Below are 18,702 nucleotides of genomic sequence, written 5' to 3'. Positions count from 1 at the left end.
CAGCATAGGCTGCCTATTTTATTATATCGCTGCTATAATATAGCGCGATTTTTCGAAATCCTTTACCTTGGGTTCACTACCCAGCTCCAAATCAAACAAATGAACGGAACAGTAATGAAAAAAACACTGTATACCGGCGCATTGTGTGCTGCTACTTTACTTTCTACACCCTCTTTCGCAGCTGACCAAGAACTGTATTTTTACAACTGGTCTGAATATATTCCAAATGAAGTACTAGAAGACTTCACAGAAGAGACGGGCATTAAAGTCTACTACTCAACTTATGAGTCTAACGAAAGCATGTACGCTAAGTTAAAAACTCAAGGTACGGGTTACGACTTAGTGGTTCCTTCTACTTACTTCGTTTCTAAGATGCGTAAAGAAGGCATGCTTCAAGAGCTTGATAAAACCAAGCTAAGCCACTTTGCAGATTTGGATCCAAATTACTTAGATAAGCCATTTGACCCAAATAACAACTACTCAATCCCATACATCTGGGGTGCGACGGGTATTGGTATCAACTCAGACATGCTAGACAAGTCTTCAGTTAAAAACTGGGGCGATCTGTGGGATACGCAGTGGGAAGGTCAACTGATGATGATGGATGACTCTCGTGAGGTTTTCCATATCGCTCTATCTAAACTGGGCTACTCTCCAAACACGACTAACCCTGAAGAAATCAAAGAAGCCTACGAAGAACTTCGTAAGCTAATGCCAAACGTATTGGTATTTAACTCAGATTTCCCAGCGAACCCTTACCTAGCAGGTGAAGTGTCTCTTGGTATGCTTTGGAATGGTTCTGCTTACATGGCACGCCAAGAAGGCGCAACGATTGACATTATCTGGCCAGAAAAAGGCGCTATCTTCTGGATGGACAGCCTAGCAATTCCAGCAGGCGCTAAGAACACTGAAGCGGCTCATAAGATGATCGACTTCCTTCTTCGCCCAGAGAACGCTGCGAAAATTGCTCTAGAGATCGGTTACCCGACACCAGTTAAAACCGCTTACCCTCTTCTTCCTAAAGAATTTGCTGAAGACAAGAACGTTTTCCCACCACAATCAGTGATGGATAACGGTGTGTGGCAAGATGAAGTTGGTGAAGCGAGCGTTATTTATGACGAGTACTTCCAAAAACTTAAAGTAAACAACTAAGTTATTGTTAGTTAAGAAGTTAAGTAAATAAAGCGGCGTAAGCCGCTTTATTTTTTCAGATTCAGAAACTGATGTGTGTTATTAAAGACAAGGCTTAGGCCGTTAAAGAACCTTTCTCTGTACATAATAACTCGCCAACCAGTTTAGGCACCTCGATACTCGCCTTGCCGTAGCGCTTCTCTTCAAATTCACTTTCAACCGCACTTGGTTCGAGGTTTATCTCGATAGTATGTGCACCATGCATTTTCGCATCGTGAACAAAGCCTGCCGCTGGATAAACAACACCTGAAGTTCCGATAGAGATAAACAGATCCGCTTCTTCCAGTGCGGAATAAATGTCGCCCATTCTTAGTGGCATTTCGCCAAACCAAACAATATGTGGACGCATTTGTGCAGGGATTTGGCAGCAATGACAAAGTTCACCCGTTTCAATATCGCCTTTGTGCTCTACAACTTGATTGGATTCACTGCAACGCGCTTTTAAAAGTTCACCATGCATGTGAATAATGTTGTTGCTACCGCCTCTCTCGTGCAAATTGTCGATGTTTTGAGTAATGATGGTAACTTTGCCATCAAGCTTGTCTTCGAGCTCTCCTAGCGCCTTGTGGGCTGAATTGGGCTGAATGCTCTCACTTTGCAGGCCGTGACGACGCTTGTTATAGAAGGCTTGTACCAAGTCAGGATCTTTTGCGAACCCTTCAGGCGTCGCTACATCTTCGATTTTGTGGTTTTCCCATAGCCCGTCTTGTGCTCGGAATGTTTGTATCCCCGACTCTGCAGAGATGCCAGCGCCAGTAAGAATTACGATATTTCGATATGGGAAATGCATATAACGTCCTTTTAGATATGTCACTTTGTAACAGCTTAGCACTGTTCAAATTCCAACAATAGTTTTGGGGATTAGACCATAGTCTTAGGCAACTGAATTCATTGGCTATTTGTGACATAACTCGCTTGATAGTTGTGGTTGTTGTTACTCAAATTCTCTGTTTTGCTATCCATAGAAACAAAAAAGCGACCGAAGCCGCTTAGTTCTGTTCAACAGTTGTCTACTTGATGTGCTTTACCCCACCAAGTGAACAACGTTAGTCTTCGTTGATAGAAGAGATCTTATGGATAGAAAGATCCGCACCGTTGAATTCATCTTCTTCACTTAAGCGTAGGCCTGTTAGTTTGCTCAACACACCATAAACAATCATTGCGCCAATCAAAGCCACAGCAATGCCCGCTAGTGTACCGACAACTTGAGAAGCAAAGCTCACGCCCCCTAGCCCCCAGAATGTTTGCGAGCCGAAGATACCCGCTGCAATGCCACCCCAAGCGCCACATATGCCGTGTAGAGGCCATACACCTAATACATCATCAATCTGTGTTTTGTTTTGCATATAAGTAAATAGGTAAACAAACAGCGCACCTGCCACACCGCCCGTCACCAAAGCGCCAAGTGGGTGCATCAAATCTGAGCCCGCACAGATAGCGACGAGACCAGCCAAAGGACCATTGTGGATGAAGCCCGGGTCATTTTTACCTGCAATTAGAGCCGCAAGAATACCGCCAACCATGGCCATGAGAGAGTTCATTGCCACGAGACCGCTGATGCCATTGATCGCTTGAGCTGACATCACGTTAAAGCCAAACCAACCCACACATAAGATCCAAGAGCCTAGTGCTAAGAATGGGATATTCGATGGTGCGAAGTTGGTGTGTTTGCCTGCACGGATTCGACCTTTACGCATCCCTAAGAAGTAAACTGCGACCAAAGCAATCCAACCACCTACGCCGTGAACCACTACCGAGCCTGCGAAGTCATGGAACACGTAACCAAACTGACCTTCTAGCCAATCTTGGAATCCAAAGTTGCCGTTCCAAATGATGCCTTCAAAAAATGGATAGATGAAACCAACCGTAAACAGTGTCGCAATCAAAATTGGATAGAAACGAGCACGCTCTGCGATACCACCAGAAACAATCGCAGGAATTGCCGCTGCGAATGTCATTAGGAAGAAGAACTTAACCAGTTCATATCCGTTGCCTTGCGAAAGTGTTTCTGCGTCTGCAAAAAAGTGTGCACCGTAAGCAACCCAGTAACCGATAAAGAAGTAAGCAATGGCGGAGACACCAAAGTCGGAAAGGATCTTAACCAGCGCGTTGACTTGGTTCTTCTTTCGAACGGTACCGACTTCTAGAAATGCAAAGCCAGCGTGCATCAAGAAAACCATGATGGCGCCGAGTAATAGGAATAAAGTATCTGAACTTTGGGTAAGGGTTTGTACTGCACTATGAACTTGAGTCACCGTTTCACTCATTAAAGCATTCTCCTTCGCTTTATTTGATTTGCACTGATATCGTGCGATTCAATGTTGTAATTAATTAAAGACTCAACAGTGAACGCAAGATGCGTTCCAAGTGTGTGGTGTAATTTTCGTGCAACAGTTTTTGCTTTTAACTTACTGATTAATTGATAATAAATTTATCGGTGCACTTTCTTGGTTCTTAATGAGCGTGAAAATGGAAACAAGAATTGCACCAATTAAGGGAGTTGCACCATATTGAAGCGGTCAATACTATGCTTCATTAAGTTTCGTTGCTGATTAGAAACAAAAAGCCCAATGACCGAAATCATTGGGCTTTCAAAAGGACTATTGTGCTAGATAATTCGCTATCTAGTGAGCCGATACTCGACTACAAGTTTGGACCTGTTGTCGGGTTTTGCGGTAGGTTTTGACTTAAACGCTGCATACCTTGATACATACGAATAAACCAAACCACAATCGCAACACCACCGAACAACATGCCTACATACGGTATGTAGTAAGCGATGTCATCGATAATATGATTTTGATACCAGTAATCGTTCACACCGATCAACACGCCATTAGAGGTCGCTACTGTCACGATAAGTACAACAAAGAACGTCAAGTTCAAGAAGAACGAGCGAATCAAGCCGTAGTAATGGGTATCCACTACTTCACCATCTTCGCCTTTATCTAAACGATAGCCCGCGTAGATGATGGCAACCACACCAGAGAGAAGACAAGTAAATGGCGTAAAGCAGCTTAGTATGTAAGCGACCCAAATACCTTTATGAGGTTTGTTCATTCTTATTCACCCCTTCCGTTTTCTCTGTTGCTGCGTTAGCGCTTTGTTCAACGCCGTTTTTCTCTTGTTCCATCACTTCTTTGTACCAAAGGTCATGGTGCTCTTTAGCCCAGGTTTCATCAACTTCGCCTGTTACCATACCTTCTAATGCGCCTTCCATACCGAACAAACCGATATAAATGTGGAACACAAAGCCACAAATAAGGATAAGAGCGGCGATCATATGAACAAGGTTTGAAAGTTCCATATGGCGGCGTGTTTGACCGAATATTGGAAAATCCAACACCAAACCACTGATTGCCGCCACACTGCCCATCACAATTAACAGCCAAAACAGCGCTTTTTCACCCGCGTTCGAGAATTCTGCCGATGGATGAGAACCTTTATGTTTCCCGACCATACCACCCAGTTTGATGAACCACTGGACATCCACCATCTTAAATATCGACTTGCGCCACCACTTGATAAGAACAGCCATCAACAGCACATAGAAAATCGGGCCGATGTAGTTGTGGTATTGCTTCGCCAATAGAACGATAAAGCCCCAAAGGTCAGTTGGAATGTAGGGTTTCAAAAAGTGCTTGCCGTAAACCAACATCAAACCACTGAACGCGAGCGTTAAGAAAGTAAACGCCATGCTCCAGTGCAACGCACGATCCAGTCGAGACCAACGTTTGATCTTACGACCCGTTCTTGGTGCACTTAGCATTAATGGGCCAATCACAACATACATCAAAGTAACGAAAGCAATACTACCAAAGATAGCGACAGCACCGGCTGGTGACATCCACTTCTCTTTCAATATGTACCACGTTTGACCTGGAGTACTGATCAACACACCGTGCTCAGCAGATTGAGAGGTGGTGTAACCTTCCTCACCGTTTCTTACTTGTCGCCAAAAATCAGCGCCAGCAAGTTGTGTGATTTCTCTTTCAGCAGAGCTCGATTGAGTTTGTGATGAGTTCGTCTCAGATGCATGACTCAAAGGAGACAGCATTGTTAGTGCTGCCAACATCGGCAGCACAACAAGGAAGAGACGCTTAAACATTGTAAGCATATGTCTCTCCTAACTAGCTCTTCATCGCATCGTAAGAAAGGTCGTTGCCGTCTGTCCAACCAGCACCTTTCGCACCACGCTCAACAACACGCTGACGGAAGATATCAGAGACTTGCTCAGCATCACCTGCAAGCAGCGCTTTTGTTGAACAAAGCGAAGCACACATTGGCAGCTTGCCTTCAGCAATACGGTTCGCACCGTACTTCTGACGCTCTTCTACAGAACCTGGCTCTGTTTCAGGGCCGCCAGCACAGAAGGTACATTTGTCCATCTTACCGCGCTCACCAAATGCTTCCTGTTTAGGGAATTGAGGTGCGCCAAACGGACAAGCAAACAAGCAGTAACCACAACCGATACATAGATCTTTATTGTGAAGTACGATGCCGTCTTCTGTATGTTCAAAACAGTCTGCTGGGCAAACTGCCATACAAGGGGCATCAGTACAGTGCATACATGCTACTGAGATAGAGTTTTCACCCGGTTCGCCATCGTTCAGTGTTACAACGCGGCGACGTTGAATACCCCATTCCAGAGCATCATCATTTTCATTCTTACATGCAGTGACACAACCGTTACATTCGATACAACGCTTGGTGTCACAAAGAAATTTCATTCTAGCCATTTTAAGACTCCTTACGCTTTACGAATATTACAAAGGGTTACTTTCGTTTCCTGCATTAACGTGACAGGGTCGTAACCGTATGTGGTTGCTGTGTTAGCAGCTTCACCAATAACGTAAGGATCAGTGCCTTCTGGGTATTTAGAACGCAAATCTTCGCCTTGGAACTTACCACCGAAGTGGAATGGGATGAATGCCAGACCCGGTTTCACACGACGTGTAACCATCGCTTTCACCTTAATACGGCCCTTCTCTGCACCCTCAACCCAAACATCGTCACCGTCTTTAAAGCCGATGTCGTTTGCATCTTTCGGGTTCACTTCAACAAACATCTCTTGCTGTAGTTCTGCTAGCCAAGGGTTAGAACGGGTTTCTTCACCACCACCTTCGTACTCAACCAAACGACCAGAGGTCAGGATAATCGGGTATTCGCCAGATTTGTCTTGCTCTTGAATCGACTTGTAAAGCGTAGGAACACGGAAGATAGCTTCTTTGTCGTCCCACGTTGGGTAATCAGCAACTAGGTCGCGACGTGGCGTGTAAAGTGGCTCACGGTGCAGTGGTACACGGTCTGGGAATGTCCAAACAATCGCACGTGCTTTCGCATTACCAAATGGGATACAGCCGTGTTTAATTGCCACACGTTGGATACCACCTGAAACGTCAGTCTTCCAGTTTTTGCCTTCAGCAGCCGCTTTCTCTTCTGCAGTTAGATCATCCCACCAACCCAGTTGTTTCAGTAGTTTGTCACTGAACTCTGGGTAGCCGTCTTTGATCTCACAGCCTTTCGAGTAGCTGTCTTCTGCCAGTAGGCTTTGACCTTCAAACTCAACACCAAAACGAGTACGGAAGTTACCACCACCTTCAGCAACCGTCTTAGACGTATTGTAAAGGATGTGTGTACCCGGATGTTTCATCTCTGGTGTGCCCCAACATGGCCAAGGTAGACCGTAAGTCTCGCCATTTGCTGGACCGCCTTCTGCTTCTAGAGACGTTTTGTGGAATGTGTGCCAATTCTGTTGGTGTTCTTTCAAACGCTCAGGGCTTTGGCCTGTGTAGCCGATTGTCCACATACCTTTGTTGAATTCACGTGTAATATCTTCAATCAGTGGTTGGTTGTTCTCAACACGGATGTTTTTGAACAGCTGATCAGAGAAACCAAGCTTCTTAGAAAGCAGGTACATGATTTCGTGGTCAGGTTTAGATTCGAATAGAGGATCAACAACCTTGTCACGCCACTGTAGAGAACGGTTTGACGCCGTTACACTGCCGTAGGTTTCAAACTGAGTCGTTGCTGGTAGCAGGTAAACGCCGTCGGTACGATCATTCATTACCGCTGCAACCGTTGGGTATGGGTCAACAATAACCATCATATCCAGCTTCTGCATCGCTTTTTTCATCTCTGGACCACGAGTCTGAGAGTTCACCGCGTGACCCCAGTAGAACATGGCACGGATGTTTTCGCGTTGGCGAATCTTGTCTTTGTCTTCAAGTACGCCATCAACCCAACGAGATACAGGAATACCTGCACTGTTCATTGGTTTTTGACCGCCGTATGCGTTGTCGTCGAAACGGCCTTTCACCCAGTCAAAGTCGATATCCCAAACTTTTGACCAGTGACGCCAAGAACCTTCAGACAAGCCGTAGTAGCCTGGAAGTGTGTCTGACAGTACGCCAAGGTCAGTTGCGCCCTGTACGTTATCGTGACCACGGAAGATGTTTGCACCGCCGCCTGATTTACCGATGTTACCTAGCGCAAGCTCAAGTACACAGTAAGCGCGTGTGTTGTTGTTACCAGTCGTGTGCTGAGTACCACCCATACACCAAACGATACAACCCGGACGGTTTTCAGAAAGTAGTTTCGCGGTGTGGTATACGTCTTTTTCACTAACACCAGTTACGCGTTCAACTTCTGCTGGGTTCCACTTCGCGACTTCTTCACGGATCTCGTCCATGCCGAATACACGTTGTTTAATGAACTCTTTGTCTTCCCATTGGTTTGCAAAGACGTGCCATAACACACCCCAGATAAACGCAACGTCAGAACCTGGACGAAGAGAAACGTAGTGATCTGATTTCGCAGCAGTACGCGTACGACGAGGATCCGCAACAACGATCTTACAGTTGTTCTTCTCTTTCGCGATCAAGATGTGTTGCATCGCTACTGGGTGAGCTTCTGCTGGGTTTGAACCAATGAACAGCATCGATTTACAGTTGTGCATGTCATTGAACGAGTTTGTCATTGCACCGTAACCCCAAGTGTTCGCAACACCGGCTACTGTGGTTGAGTGACAAATACGTGCTTGGTGGTCAACGTTGTTGGTGCCCCAAAGCGAAGCCATCTTACGGAATGCATAAGCTTGCTCGTTACTGTGTTTCGCACTACCTAGGAAGTAAACTGAATCAGGGCCAGACTCTTTACGAAGTTCTAGCGCTTTGTTACCGATCTCTTCAATCGCTTGTTCCCAAGAAAGCTTCTTCCACTTACCGCCTTCCAATTTCATTGGGTACTTAAGACGACGTTCACCGTGGCCGTGCTCACGAAGTGCTGCACCTTTCGCACAGTGTCCACCAGCGTTGAATGGGTGATCGAATGCAGGCTCTTGACCTGTCCATACGCCATTTTGAACTTCAGCGTAGATACCACAACCCACAGAACAGTGAGAACAGATAGTACGTTTCACTTCTGTTTTCGCTTCTGGATCGACCGATTTAGCCTGTGCTTTCTTCATCATACCTGGTGCAAATAGACTTGCGCCTACCACTGCGCCACCAGCAGCTAATGAAGTGTTTTTCATGAAGGCACGTCGAGACACACCTAGCTGATTGGTTTCTTTGCTCACACTATCGGAGCGTTTGACAAGTTTCATCCGTTATCTCCTAAAGTGTGTCGTAGTAATCGCGAATGTGTTGCGTCTCACGATACCCTGTCTTCTTCACGTCTTCTGTCGAAATTTCAACAGTTTCTGAAGCGGTTGCCACTTTAGTTGTACCAGCGACAACGGCACCAGCAACGGCTGCAGTCGTCAAGCCTTTGAGTAGATCCCTACGGCTTGTATTTATATCTTTATTATCTTTCATCATTGCTTCCTTACCTTACGGTAGATCTTTTTTTGGAGGCTTAATGCCCCTCTATCGATATAATCGCGTACTGCTCGATTACTCGTAATCAGTGACGTTTTTCACATCAATCTTTAATTTGTGCTTACTGCTTTTTGTATTCACGCTAAAACGCACTTGTTCTAACGTTAAGAATGCTTCACACAGTTGAGCGGCCGATTTGTAGAAGTTCGCGCTTTCTGCCCCTTCAAGCTGACGCGTGAAAGAGTTAAACCAAGGGCCAAGGTGCTTATTGAATACCGCCTGTTGCAGTGCTTCTTCTTCAGCCGTTAGCATCGCCATCACTTCACACAGTGCTGCGATATGATCTTCCGGCTCTTTCACTTGATCGTCACGCTCAATGCCTAAAAGCTCTAAGTCATGACGAATCTCTGCCAATGGTTTTTCCATCATGGCGCCAGTGCGATGCCAAGAACCAAATGGAACGACTTCTCCACGCCCAATACCGATGAACAAATCTTGATATTCGTCTTCAAGAGCTTCACGGTTTGATTCTGTTGCCGCTTGTTGAATGGCAATCCAAGCCTTTTGCATTGCGCTTTCAGACGCTTCAATATCGAGTGTTTTTAGAAAGTCGATCACCTCTTCAGAAGGTGCGCTGCGAAACAGTGCGGATAGAACCAAATAGATCTCAGTTCTTAGTGTCTGTTCTTGTGCCTGATCCAAATTCGTTTCCAAGGCTAACTCCTAGTATTTCAATTGTTTCAATGGGTCTTGAGCCATTGAATCGAACATATCCACCACACGGCAGTCTTCACACATAGCGATACGATTAATCGCTGCTTCATCTGAAAAGTGAGAGTGACCGCGTAACTTGTTCTGTAACATGTCAATCATAGACTGAGGTGCGAATGGTTTATGGCAACGTACACATTCCGCAGCTTTCTCTTCATGAATCACAACTGCTTTTTGACGTTCTTCTTTTACCCAGTTCATACGAGGCGTAAGAGTCAGAACATTTTCAGGACATGCCTTTTCACACAAGCCACATTGAATACAGTCTTGTTCTACAAATTTAAGTGATGGAGAAGCCCCGTCGGTATGAAGCGCACGTGTCGGACACACAGCCACACAGCTCATACATAACGTACAATCTTTGCTATCACACGAAACGTTGCCGTAAGGTGCGTTTGACGGAAGCTCAACAATATTTTCAACAGGAATACGAGCTGAAGACATCGCATCAAGTGCTGTAAATAGACGTTGGCGCTTGTTGCCTTGAAGATCGCCAAGTGCAAGGTCGAATGAATCCACACAAAGTGTTGGAGGACATTCACGTAGAGATTCTAAGTACAGAATATCAATGGTTTCTTTTGGAATACCGATTTGATCTAGTAGTTCTTGAGCAATCCCTACTTCGTTATTCAGAACACGAATGATCGTTTCTGGCATAAAGCGAGATGCGGCAAACAGAACCTGAGTTGCGCCATTAACTAAAGCTGCAAACCAAGTATCGATACCAATAGATGGCAGTTCTTCTACGACAATTGGAATCACGTTATCTGGTAGCGCCTTAAGTGCCATCACGTTATAGGTTTCATGACGCGAGCTACAGATAAGCACTATGGGATCCAGACCGCCCGCTTGCTCATAGTTCGCTAGCGTACGTTCAATAAACTTTTGAGTGTCGTCAGGGTTTGGAAGCGCATAGGTAATCGCTTCTGTCGGACAGCTCGTTGCACAAGTACCCACGCCTTGACATAGGTAAGGGTTAATCTCGATCTTATGACCCGTCTTATCTGAGCCTTCACTCGAAAGTGCACCAGCAGGACAAGCATCAACACAACGCTCACAACCTTTAACACCACGAGAACTGTGTGCACATAGGTCTGTGTCCAAACGGAAGAACTTAGGCTTATCAAACGTGCCCATTAACGTAGGAATTTCTTCTAACGCTTCAGCCAGTTTTGGATAACCACGACCTACTGGGTAATAACCAGGAACAGGCACTTCTTCAGTCATGCAGCTATTCAGACATAAGTCCAAAACCACATCAAAACAGTCATGATTGATTGCTACTTTTGCAAGGTTATTGGTTCGGCCTTTGTTTTCGATTAGAACTTCGAACGTACCAAGGAACCCTGAAACCTGAACAGCATTTGCGTAGTAAAGCTCTGACTCAGTATTCGTCGCCTTCACACCATCTGTCGAAAGCAGTGTTAGGCTTGTTAACTGAGGTAATTGAGCCGCAGCACTTTCAATGATCGCAGTTGGACCAATAACAAGTGTATTACCGCCGCTTTCGTAGCTAACAGTAGGTGGAATCAGATTTGTTAACTCAACTGTATTTTCAAATGCATACAGTCTTGCTTTAGCGTTATTTGAATTTGCTTGTTCTAATAATTGTTTAAGCATTGCTCAGTTCCATCTTTGGACATGGATAATCTGTTCAACCTTTATTGTAGTAAGCGAGAGAGAACTTGCTGAGTAATCCGTTAACAACTAACCCTTTAGCCAGTGTGTCGTTCGTCAGACCGTGAACTCGTCTATCTACAAAAAAGTTGATAATGAACGTTATTTAGCAAATGCCATGCCAATTTAATATGCCTTATATTTCAGTGATTTAATCCTATATAACGTTTATTGTGCGTATAAAAAAACCGCTTGGGACATTTTGTCGCAAGCGGTTCATTGAGTGTTTAGTACAAAATGTACCTATTCTTTGTGTGGTATATTTTGTCCCACCTCTTTCAGGTCTGCTTCGTCTGACATTGTAGCGTTATTATCCGATACTGTGTTTTTATACAGTTCTTTTTCTTGTTCGGTTATTTCGGCACTTTCTGACGTTTCAAGTTTATTATCAGATACCTCAAGATCGCTTTCAGAATTTTCTAAAACTTCACCTTCGTCTTTATTATCAATGATTTGCTCTTCTTCTGGCGCAGTTTCTTCTTCCGTTTTGTCTTTAACCCAATCACGCAAGGTTTCCGCAACCCCTTCAGAAAGAGACTTCAAATTACTGTAATCGTCGTCGTAATCATCTAAACCATCACGAACGTTGAATTCTTCTGAGAGGAATAATTTACGCAATGCCGCTTTTTTTACGCTTTCTGAAGCTTCTGACACCAATAATTGAGCAACAGACAAGTCTTCAGTCGTTTCTGATGCTATCTCCTGAGAGTCAATAGCTTGAGAATCGACAGCGTGAGCGTCTTCATTGTGTTCTGGAGACTCATTTTCTAAAGCACCATTTTCTAAAGTATCACGCTCTAATGACTCCGATGTTTCTGCGTCTATAGATGAAGCAGCAAACGAAGTCCTTGCGGAAGTAAGCTCAGTTTCCTCAAGCGTTTGTTGCGCTTCTAAAGGTTGGTCGGTTGATTCATCAAGCTTTCGTTGAGACCAACGGCTAAAAAAGTTAGTTGCCATTTGATCGACCCGCGCCTTTACGTTTCTTACGTCTTGCTTCTAATAACTCACCATGACGACCGATGAACGCTTCCATCCAAGCTTGTACAGGTAACGGAATGTCGTATGAAAGGACTTGGTTGTCACCGTCCATGTATTGCCCTGCAACGGTTTGTGATGCTGTAAGTAACTGAATGACGGGCTTAACGCCTGAATCGACATTATCCATCACTAAGAAAAGCTTAGGTTGCTGAGAGCTTAGGTTGAAACGATAGTCTGTACGCTCGTCTTTGTGCAACTGAAGCGAACATACGTCTGGGGTTTCATGTTCAGGTGATAATTCAAAACCGATGAGTTCCCATTGAGTTGTTACCCAAATGCCAGTTTTGATCTCTTTCTCTATTCTTTGGACACCTATTGGCCAAGCTGATTCTGTTTTTTCGTAGTGTTCTTGGAATTCTTTTATCTCAGACATACTGCACCCAATTGATTTTCTTTATTCTGATCGTACGTAGGACATTTTGTACTTCGCATAATCATATACCCTCTACAAAGCAATAAACACGCCAATACATTTTAAGTCCTGCTCCGTCTTTAGTGCGTTTGTCGTAAAGTTACCCCTATAACGTTAGTCGATCGCGCTGGTTTGAGATGTTAGTCTCGGTGAACTCTCATATTTTGCGCTATTTTAATCGAATGCTTCATGTTTTCTCGAATAGCCGCTATTTTGGAATGAGAATTGCTAAATGCTTGAGTTAAAGCTAAGACTGACTAAGTGACAGAGAACGCATGTATTCTAAAGAGTCGTATGATGACTCTTGCCTAACTTCTTATCCCTTATAATCGCTATCTCATTAAGTAGGACGTGACTGTGGTAAAACCAAACATAATAAAAACCAGTGAAAACCCACTTCAGACCATCGAAGTTGAAGTGTTTGATGAATATGGCGAAAAGCTAACGAAACAAATTGCGTGCGAGCGCCCTCTTACCGTTATGTTGAACTGGAAAGAGATCGTAACTCTAATGACATTGGGTTCACGCCCGGAAGCATTAGTCTTGGGTTATTTGAAAAACCAAAGCTTCCTTTCTGATCCAGAAGCCGTTGAATCAATCATCATCGACTGGGAAACCAGCTCAGCAGCGGTTATCACCAAAGAAGATACGAGCCAACTTGAGCAAGCGCTTAAGAAGAAGACAGTTACCTCTGGCTGTGGCCAAGGTACCATGTATGGCAACGTGATGAAGCAATTGGAAGATTACCAAGTGCCTCAAACCAAGATTAAGCAATCTGAAATCTATACGGCTCTAGAAGCGCTGACTCATTATAACGACACCTACAAGAAAGCGGGTGCGGTTCATGGCTGTGCTGTTTGCAAAGACGACAAGGTTCTATCGTTTGTTGAAGATGTTGGCCGACACAATGCCGTTGATACATTGGCTGGTGAGATGTGGCTTAACAAAGAGACAGGTGAAGATAAGATCTTCTACACCACAGGCCGTTTAACGTCTGAGATGGTGATTAAGGTTGCGCAGATGGGAATCCCTGTTCTACTGTCACGCTCTGGCGTTACACAAATGGGCTTAGATTTAGCGCAGAAGTTCGGCATCACTACGATTGCTCGCGCTAAAGGTTTACGCTTCCAAGTGTTCACGGGTGCAGACAAGATTGACTTTGATGTGAAAGGTGAATAATCAGCAGTCGGAAAAAAGCGTAGGTTTGATTGGTGATTCACTAACCGCTTCTAATTGTAAAGTTCTGATGTAAATAGTTAGTGACCCATCAAGGATAAATACATAGAAACTTAGCTAGATACAAAAACGCCGTCATGCTTTTTAGTATGACGGCGTTTTTAATTTTCAATTTATAGCTTAATTTCCAACGCATAGAGTTGAAAACTAAGGCTAACTTAAAGCTTAGCCGCGTGCTTTCAAGAACTCAGCGTAAGTACCGCGGAAATCGTTGATCTTGCCATCTTTGATTTCAAGGATACGAGTTGCAAGCGAGTCTACGAATACACGGTCGTGAGATACGAAGAACAATGTGCCTTTGTAGTTCTCAAGAGCCAAGTTAAGCGCTTCGATAGATTCCATATCCATGTGGTTTGTTGGCTCATCCATTAGCAGGATGTTTGGTTTATGCATCATGATCTTACCAAGAAGCATACGACCTTGCTCACCACCAGAGATAACCTTTACAGATTTCTTAATGTCGTCTTGACCAAATAGCATACGACCTAGGAAGCCACGAACAACTTGCTCGTCTTCGCCTTCTTGGCGCCATTGGCTCATCCAATCAAACAAGTTCATGTCTGTCTCGAAATCGTGTGCGTGATCTTGAGCGTAGTAACCGATGTTTGAGTTTTCAGACCACTTGTACTCACCTGTGCGAGGCTCAAGAGCGCCAGCTAGTGTGTTAAGTAGTGTTGTTTTACCCACACCGTTCTCACCGATGATAGCAACACGCTCACCTACTTCGAAAATACCGTCGAACTTGTTGTATAGGTCTTCTTCAAAACCTTGAGATAGGTTTTCAACCACAAGTGCGTTACGGAATAGCTCTTTAGACTGTTCGAAACGGATGAATGGGTTTTGACGGCTAGACGCTTTAACTTCGTCTAGTTGGATCTTATCGATCTGCTTAGCACGTGACGTTGCTTGCTTCGCTTTAGATGCGTTAGCAGAGAAACGAGATACGAACGTTTGAAGTTCAGCAATTTGTGCTTTCTTCTTAGCGTTGTCAGACAGTAGACGCTCACGAGCTTGAGTCGCAGCCGTCATGTACTCATCGTAGTTACCTGGGAATAGACGAAGTTCGCCGTAATCAAGGTCAGCCATGTGTGTACAAACAGAGTTTAGGAAGTGACGGTCGTGCGAAATGATGATCATTGTGCAGTTACGTTGGTTTAGCGTGTCTTCCAACCACTTGATGGTGTCCATGTCCAGGTTGTTCGTTGGTTCGTCAAGAAGCATGATATGCGGGTCTGCAAACAGTACTTGAGACAATAGAACACGAAGTTTCCAACCCGGTGCTACTTCGCTCATCAGACCGAAGTGCATTGATTCTTCAATACCTACCGCTAGAAGAAGCTCACCAGCTTTAGCTTCTGCCATGTAACCGTCCATTTCAGCGAACTGAACTTCAAGGTCAGCCACTTTCATGCCGTCTTCTTCGCTCATTTCTGGCAAAGAGTAAATGCGGTCACGCTCTTTCTTAATAGCCCAAAGCTCTTTGTGACCCATGATAACCGTGTCGATTACCGTGAATTCTTCGTAAGCAAACTGGTCTTGGTTTAGCTTAGCAACGCGCTCGTTTGGATCGTAGCTTACGTTACCAGCACTTGGCTCAAGTTCACCAGATAGGATCTTCATGAACGTCGATTTACCACAGCCATTCGCGCCGATTAAACCGTAGCGGTTGCCTTCGCCGAACTTAACTGAAATATTTTCGAAAAGTGGCTTAGCGCCGAATTGTTGGGTGATATTTGCTGTGGAGATCAATGCCATTACCTTTTTAATGTGAAAAACGCCGCAACGTTACTTGTTCAGGGCTTTAACTGCAAGTATTGATTGCAATTACTGGCCATTAAGTGAGTGATAACCTAGCCAAATCATAGTTTGAACTGACTCACATTTTTGGTTTTCTATTTATCGCCGTAAAACCGTCGATTTTAAGGAAAAACAAAGTATCGAACAGCGCACCATAATGGGCGGTATATAACGTCCCAAATCATGCCAACCATTGAATATATCGTATGCTGATTGGTCACAGTAAAAGCCAACCCGATCAACGCAACAGAAGACATAATAAAGATGCTCAAATACTAGCCTAATCCCTGACAATTTCATGACAAAATCGCTCGAAACAGGAATAAAGTACTCGCCCCCGACACGGGGTTGGATTTCACAAAGTCAGATTATCTAACTATAGTAATCCTAACCTCATAATTCTAAGAGACTTTTATGCGTTCACTATCGCGCTTCTTAATCCTCACTTTGGCCATTCTCTCTTGGCCTAGTCATGCCAACTTGGAATATGACTTACAATCTCAGCCGCAGGTATCCGATTCTGCTGTTGATCTCGATGATCGAATTGATTCGTTACCCGACCCCCTCTTTATGGAACCGTCGGACAGACGCCAAGTCAATATATTGCTCGCTGAAGTGCTACAAGTTCAAAAGCAGGAAATCAAAACCTTCGAGCAACAGATAAAAGCCTACAGAGCGAACAACGACGCCGATCAATGGTTTGCCGTTCAAACCAGTTACGTCACTTTGAATAGCTTGAATGTGAGCAAGCAACACCTGTTAGAGCAGACGAATTCCGCTAATAAAGAGCGCCTAACGGGTTTTGGCCCCTACGGCGTAACTCAATTTAAGCAAGAGTGGGAATTAACCAAGCTCAACATTGAGTATCTTGTTTATTTCCAAATTCGTAGCTTTAAAGCGCTTGTTAAAGACATCTTTATTTCGCCAGTGCCAGTGATTGGTGCCTCACTAAAAGTGTTATTCATCTACTTCGGTTTAGTGTGGTGGCTTGCCAACAGCACCCGCTTGATTGAACTGTTTCGAATTAACTTTCTTGAAGCGAAAACGAACCCTCCTTTTCTGGTTCGCGTGATTTGGTATATCAGCCGCGCTGATCGTGCGATTGCTTGGCTAATTGCCATCACATTGTCATTGAGAGTGCTTTCTAGTATCCCTAGTCTTCAACATTTGATTTTCCTGGAGATCTTCACTTGGTGGATTCTAGGTGGTTCGATTGCCATCAGCTTTATTTTGGAATTTGCCTACCGTTTAGGTCGTACATCAAATCAAGAAGTGATAGCACTACGCCTATCGACTATTCGTCGTTACGTGTGGAGCTTCATCGTTGCGGGTGTGATTCTCCAGATATCAAGTATTACGCTAGGCAAAGGTACGATTTACAGCTGGATTTACAGCGCTCTGTTTTTCTGGTTTGTGCTGGTCACGATCTCAGTTCTCAGACTATGGAGAGCGAAGGTCTTCGATACGTTGCAACACATCTCTGATCGCCCGGTTTGGGTGAATTGGGCAGTAAACCGCAAGGATACCTTCTTACTTAATATATTGGCGACGGCCATTGGCATCGTGTGGTTGAGTGTTTACAACTTTCAACATCGAATTATGGCCCTGCTATCCAATTACACTTTGTTTAGCCAGGCCTTAGCTTATCTATTTAGAATTGAAGTTGCTAAACAGTCTGACCTTGATAAGAATCAGCAAAACTTGGTTCGAATCAAAGGCGATCAAACCTATGAATACATTCTTCCGGGTAATATCGACAGTACGTTGATAGATTACGCGGGAGATGAAATTAAGCAGTTATCACGCTACTTAATGTCAGACAGCCCGGCTATCTGTATTGTGTCTGGCGAACGTGGTGTCGGCGCGACAACGCTGCTATATACCTTACTGCACAAAGTCTCTAACGCTGAGCCTGTATACGTGAGTTGCCCTTATGCGGGTTACCAAGAGCTTTTAGCGCATTTAGCCGTGAGCATTGGCTTGGACGAAGAAGCGACTGAAATTCAAATATTAGCGCATCTTCGTAAGAGCAATACCACTTACCTTATCGCGATTGATAACGCACAACGACTGGTGCAACCAATGGTCGGTGGCCTGTCTGATTTGATTCGTTTGACCAACCTTCTGCGTCGTTCTAAAAAGAACCACCGTGTCGTGATATCGATCGCCAAATCAAGCTGGCGATTTGTGGATAGAGCGCGTGGCGAACGTTTGCTGTTTGACTTGGTGTGTTTCCTTCCGCGTTGGACAGAGAAACAAGTGGGTGAACTTCTAAATAGCCGTATCAATACGGAGCTTGAGAAGCCGTTGTCTTTTGATGGTTTAGTAGTCCCTAAGCAATGGGACCAAGATGATATGAGTGAAGAAGAACGTGCACGCCAAGGTTTCTATCGAATTTTGTGGCACTATTCTGATGGCAACCCTACCGTTGCGCTGCGTTTCTTCCGACTCTCTTTGAACCGAAACAAAGAGACAGATCAAGCAGTGGTGCGTCTGTTCCATGTTCCTGAAGCCCAGGAGCTGGAAAATATGCCGAAACCTATGCTGGCTGTACTTCGTTCTATCGTACAACTGGAAATCGCTTCTCCGGAAGTATTGTCTGAATGTACACAGCTGAGCACGGCAGAGATAACGGGGATTCTGCGTTACTTTGAAAGCCGTGGTTATATTGGTTGGCATGAAGAAAAGGCTCGGATTTCTGAGCACTGGTTCCGCCATATTACGAACGTTCTCGACCGTCAACATCTACTGGTGAAGTAA

Annotated in this window: 15 protein-coding genes; 3 read left to right on the top strand and 12 right to left on the bottom strand. The window is 44.5% G+C overall.

Features of this window, described 5'->3' with window-relative positions; genetic code table 11:
* Positions 1–114: 114 nt before the first annotated feature.
* Positions 115–1,152 carry an extracellular solute-binding protein gene (locus tag AB4185_RS05125; RefSeq protein WP_017059627.1) on the top strand — a complete coding sequence of 346 codons (1,038 nt, stop codon included), beginning with the start codon at positions 115–117 and terminating at the stop codon, positions 1,150–1,152.
* Between the two features lie 94 nt (positions 1,153–1,246).
* Here the strand turns inward: AB4185_RS05125 and cobB are convergent, their stop codons facing one another.
* From cobB to AB4185_RS05070, 11 genes are all read right to left on the bottom strand, one after another.
* Positions 1,247–1,981: a Sir2 family NAD+-dependent deacetylase gene (cobB, locus tag AB4185_RS05120; protein WP_017063867.1), complete on the bottom strand. Its 735-nt coding sequence runs from the start codon at positions 1,979–1,981 to the stop codon at positions 1,247–1,249.
* Between the two features lie 256 nt (positions 1,982–2,237).
* On the bottom strand, positions 2,238–3,458 hold the full coding sequence (locus tag AB4185_RS05115; RefSeq protein ID WP_102320202.1) for an ammonium transporter: 1,221 nt from the start codon (positions 3,456–3,458) through the stop codon (positions 2,238–2,240).
* Positions 3,459–3,834: 376 nt separating this feature from the next.
* On the bottom strand, positions 3,835–4,251 hold the full coding sequence (locus AB4185_RS05110; RefSeq protein WP_017059624.1) for a hypothetical protein: 417 nt from the start codon (positions 4,249–4,251) through the stop codon (positions 3,835–3,837).
* The gene (locus AB4185_RS05105) at positions 4,235–5,308 is read right to left on the bottom strand and encodes a formate dehydrogenase subunit gamma (protein ID WP_372135034.1); all 1,074 of its coding nucleotides are present in this window, start codon (positions 5,306–5,308) and stop codon (positions 4,235–4,237) included. Before AB4185_RS05105 ends, AB4185_RS05110 begins: the two co-directional genes overlap by 17 nt.
* A 13-nt stretch (positions 5,309–5,321) precedes the next feature.
* A complete protein-coding gene (fdh3B, locus tag AB4185_RS05100; RefSeq protein ID WP_010440854.1) occupies positions 5,322–5,930 on the bottom strand; it encodes a formate dehydrogenase FDH3 subunit beta in 609 nt (202 codons plus the stop codon).
* 11 nt (positions 5,931–5,941) lie between these two features.
* The gene (locus tag AB4185_RS05095; RefSeq protein ID WP_372135032.1) at positions 5,942–8,797 is read right to left on the bottom strand and encodes a formate dehydrogenase subunit alpha; all 2,856 of its coding nucleotides are present in this window, start codon (positions 8,795–8,797) and stop codon (positions 5,942–5,944) included.
* 10 nt (positions 8,798–8,807) lie between these two features.
* Complete coding sequence (locus tag AB4185_RS05090; RefSeq protein ID WP_371724615.1) at positions 8,808–9,008, bottom strand: twin-arginine translocation signal domain-containing protein; 201 nt, start codon at positions 9,006–9,008, stop codon at positions 8,808–8,810.
* A gap of 78 nt (positions 9,009–9,086) precedes the next feature.
* Positions 9,087–9,725, bottom strand: coding sequence for a molecular chaperone (locus AB4185_RS05085; RefSeq protein WP_017059621.1), 639 nt, complete (start codon positions 9,723–9,725; stop codon positions 9,087–9,089).
* A gap of 9 nt (positions 9,726–9,734) precedes the next feature.
* Positions 9,735–11,402 carry a 4Fe-4S dicluster domain-containing protein gene (locus AB4185_RS05080; RefSeq protein ID WP_372111321.1) on the bottom strand — a complete coding sequence of 556 codons (1,668 nt, stop codon included), beginning with the start codon at positions 11,400–11,402 and terminating at the stop codon, positions 9,735–9,737.
* A gap of 300 nt (positions 11,403–11,702) precedes the next feature.
* On the bottom strand, positions 11,703–12,416 hold the full coding sequence (locus tag AB4185_RS05075) for a DUF3306 domain-containing protein (RefSeq protein ID WP_372135030.1): 714 nt from the start codon (positions 12,414–12,416) through the stop codon (positions 11,703–11,705).
* Positions 12,406–12,870, bottom strand: a complete 465-nt coding sequence (locus AB4185_RS05070; RefSeq protein ID WP_136974282.1) for a DUF3305 domain-containing protein — start codon at positions 12,868–12,870, stop codon at positions 12,406–12,408. Before AB4185_RS05070 ends, AB4185_RS05075 begins: the two co-directional genes overlap by 11 nt.
* A 396-nt stretch (positions 12,871–13,266) precedes the next feature.
* Here AB4185_RS05070 and AB4185_RS05065 point away from each other — a divergent pair, with 396 nt between their 5' ends.
* The gene (locus AB4185_RS05065; RefSeq protein ID WP_017068189.1) at positions 13,267–14,088 is read left to right on the top strand and encodes a formate dehydrogenase accessory sulfurtransferase FdhD; all 822 of its coding nucleotides are present in this window, start codon (positions 13,267–13,269) and stop codon (positions 14,086–14,088) included.
* A 222-nt stretch (positions 14,089–14,310) separates the two neighbouring features.
* Here AB4185_RS05065 and AB4185_RS05060 read toward each other — a convergent pair whose 3' ends face one another.
* Complete coding sequence (locus tag AB4185_RS05060) at positions 14,311–15,894, bottom strand: ABC-F family ATPase (protein ID WP_372135028.1); 1,584 nt, start codon at positions 15,892–15,894, stop codon at positions 14,311–14,313.
* 462 nt (positions 15,895–16,356) lie between these two features.
* Between AB4185_RS05060 and AB4185_RS05055 the strand changes: the two genes are divergently transcribed.
* Entirely contained in the window at positions 16,357–18,702 is a 2,346-nt protein-coding gene (locus AB4185_RS05055; protein WP_102428858.1) for an ATP-binding protein, read from the top strand.

This window comes from Vibrio sp. 10N.286.48.F5 (genome assembly GCF_041469785.1).
GTDB classification, from domain to species: domain Bacteria; phylum Pseudomonadota; class Gammaproteobacteria; order Enterobacterales; family Vibrionaceae; genus Vibrio; species Vibrio crassostreae_C.
This window is presented reverse-complemented; position numbering and strand designations above follow the sequence as displayed.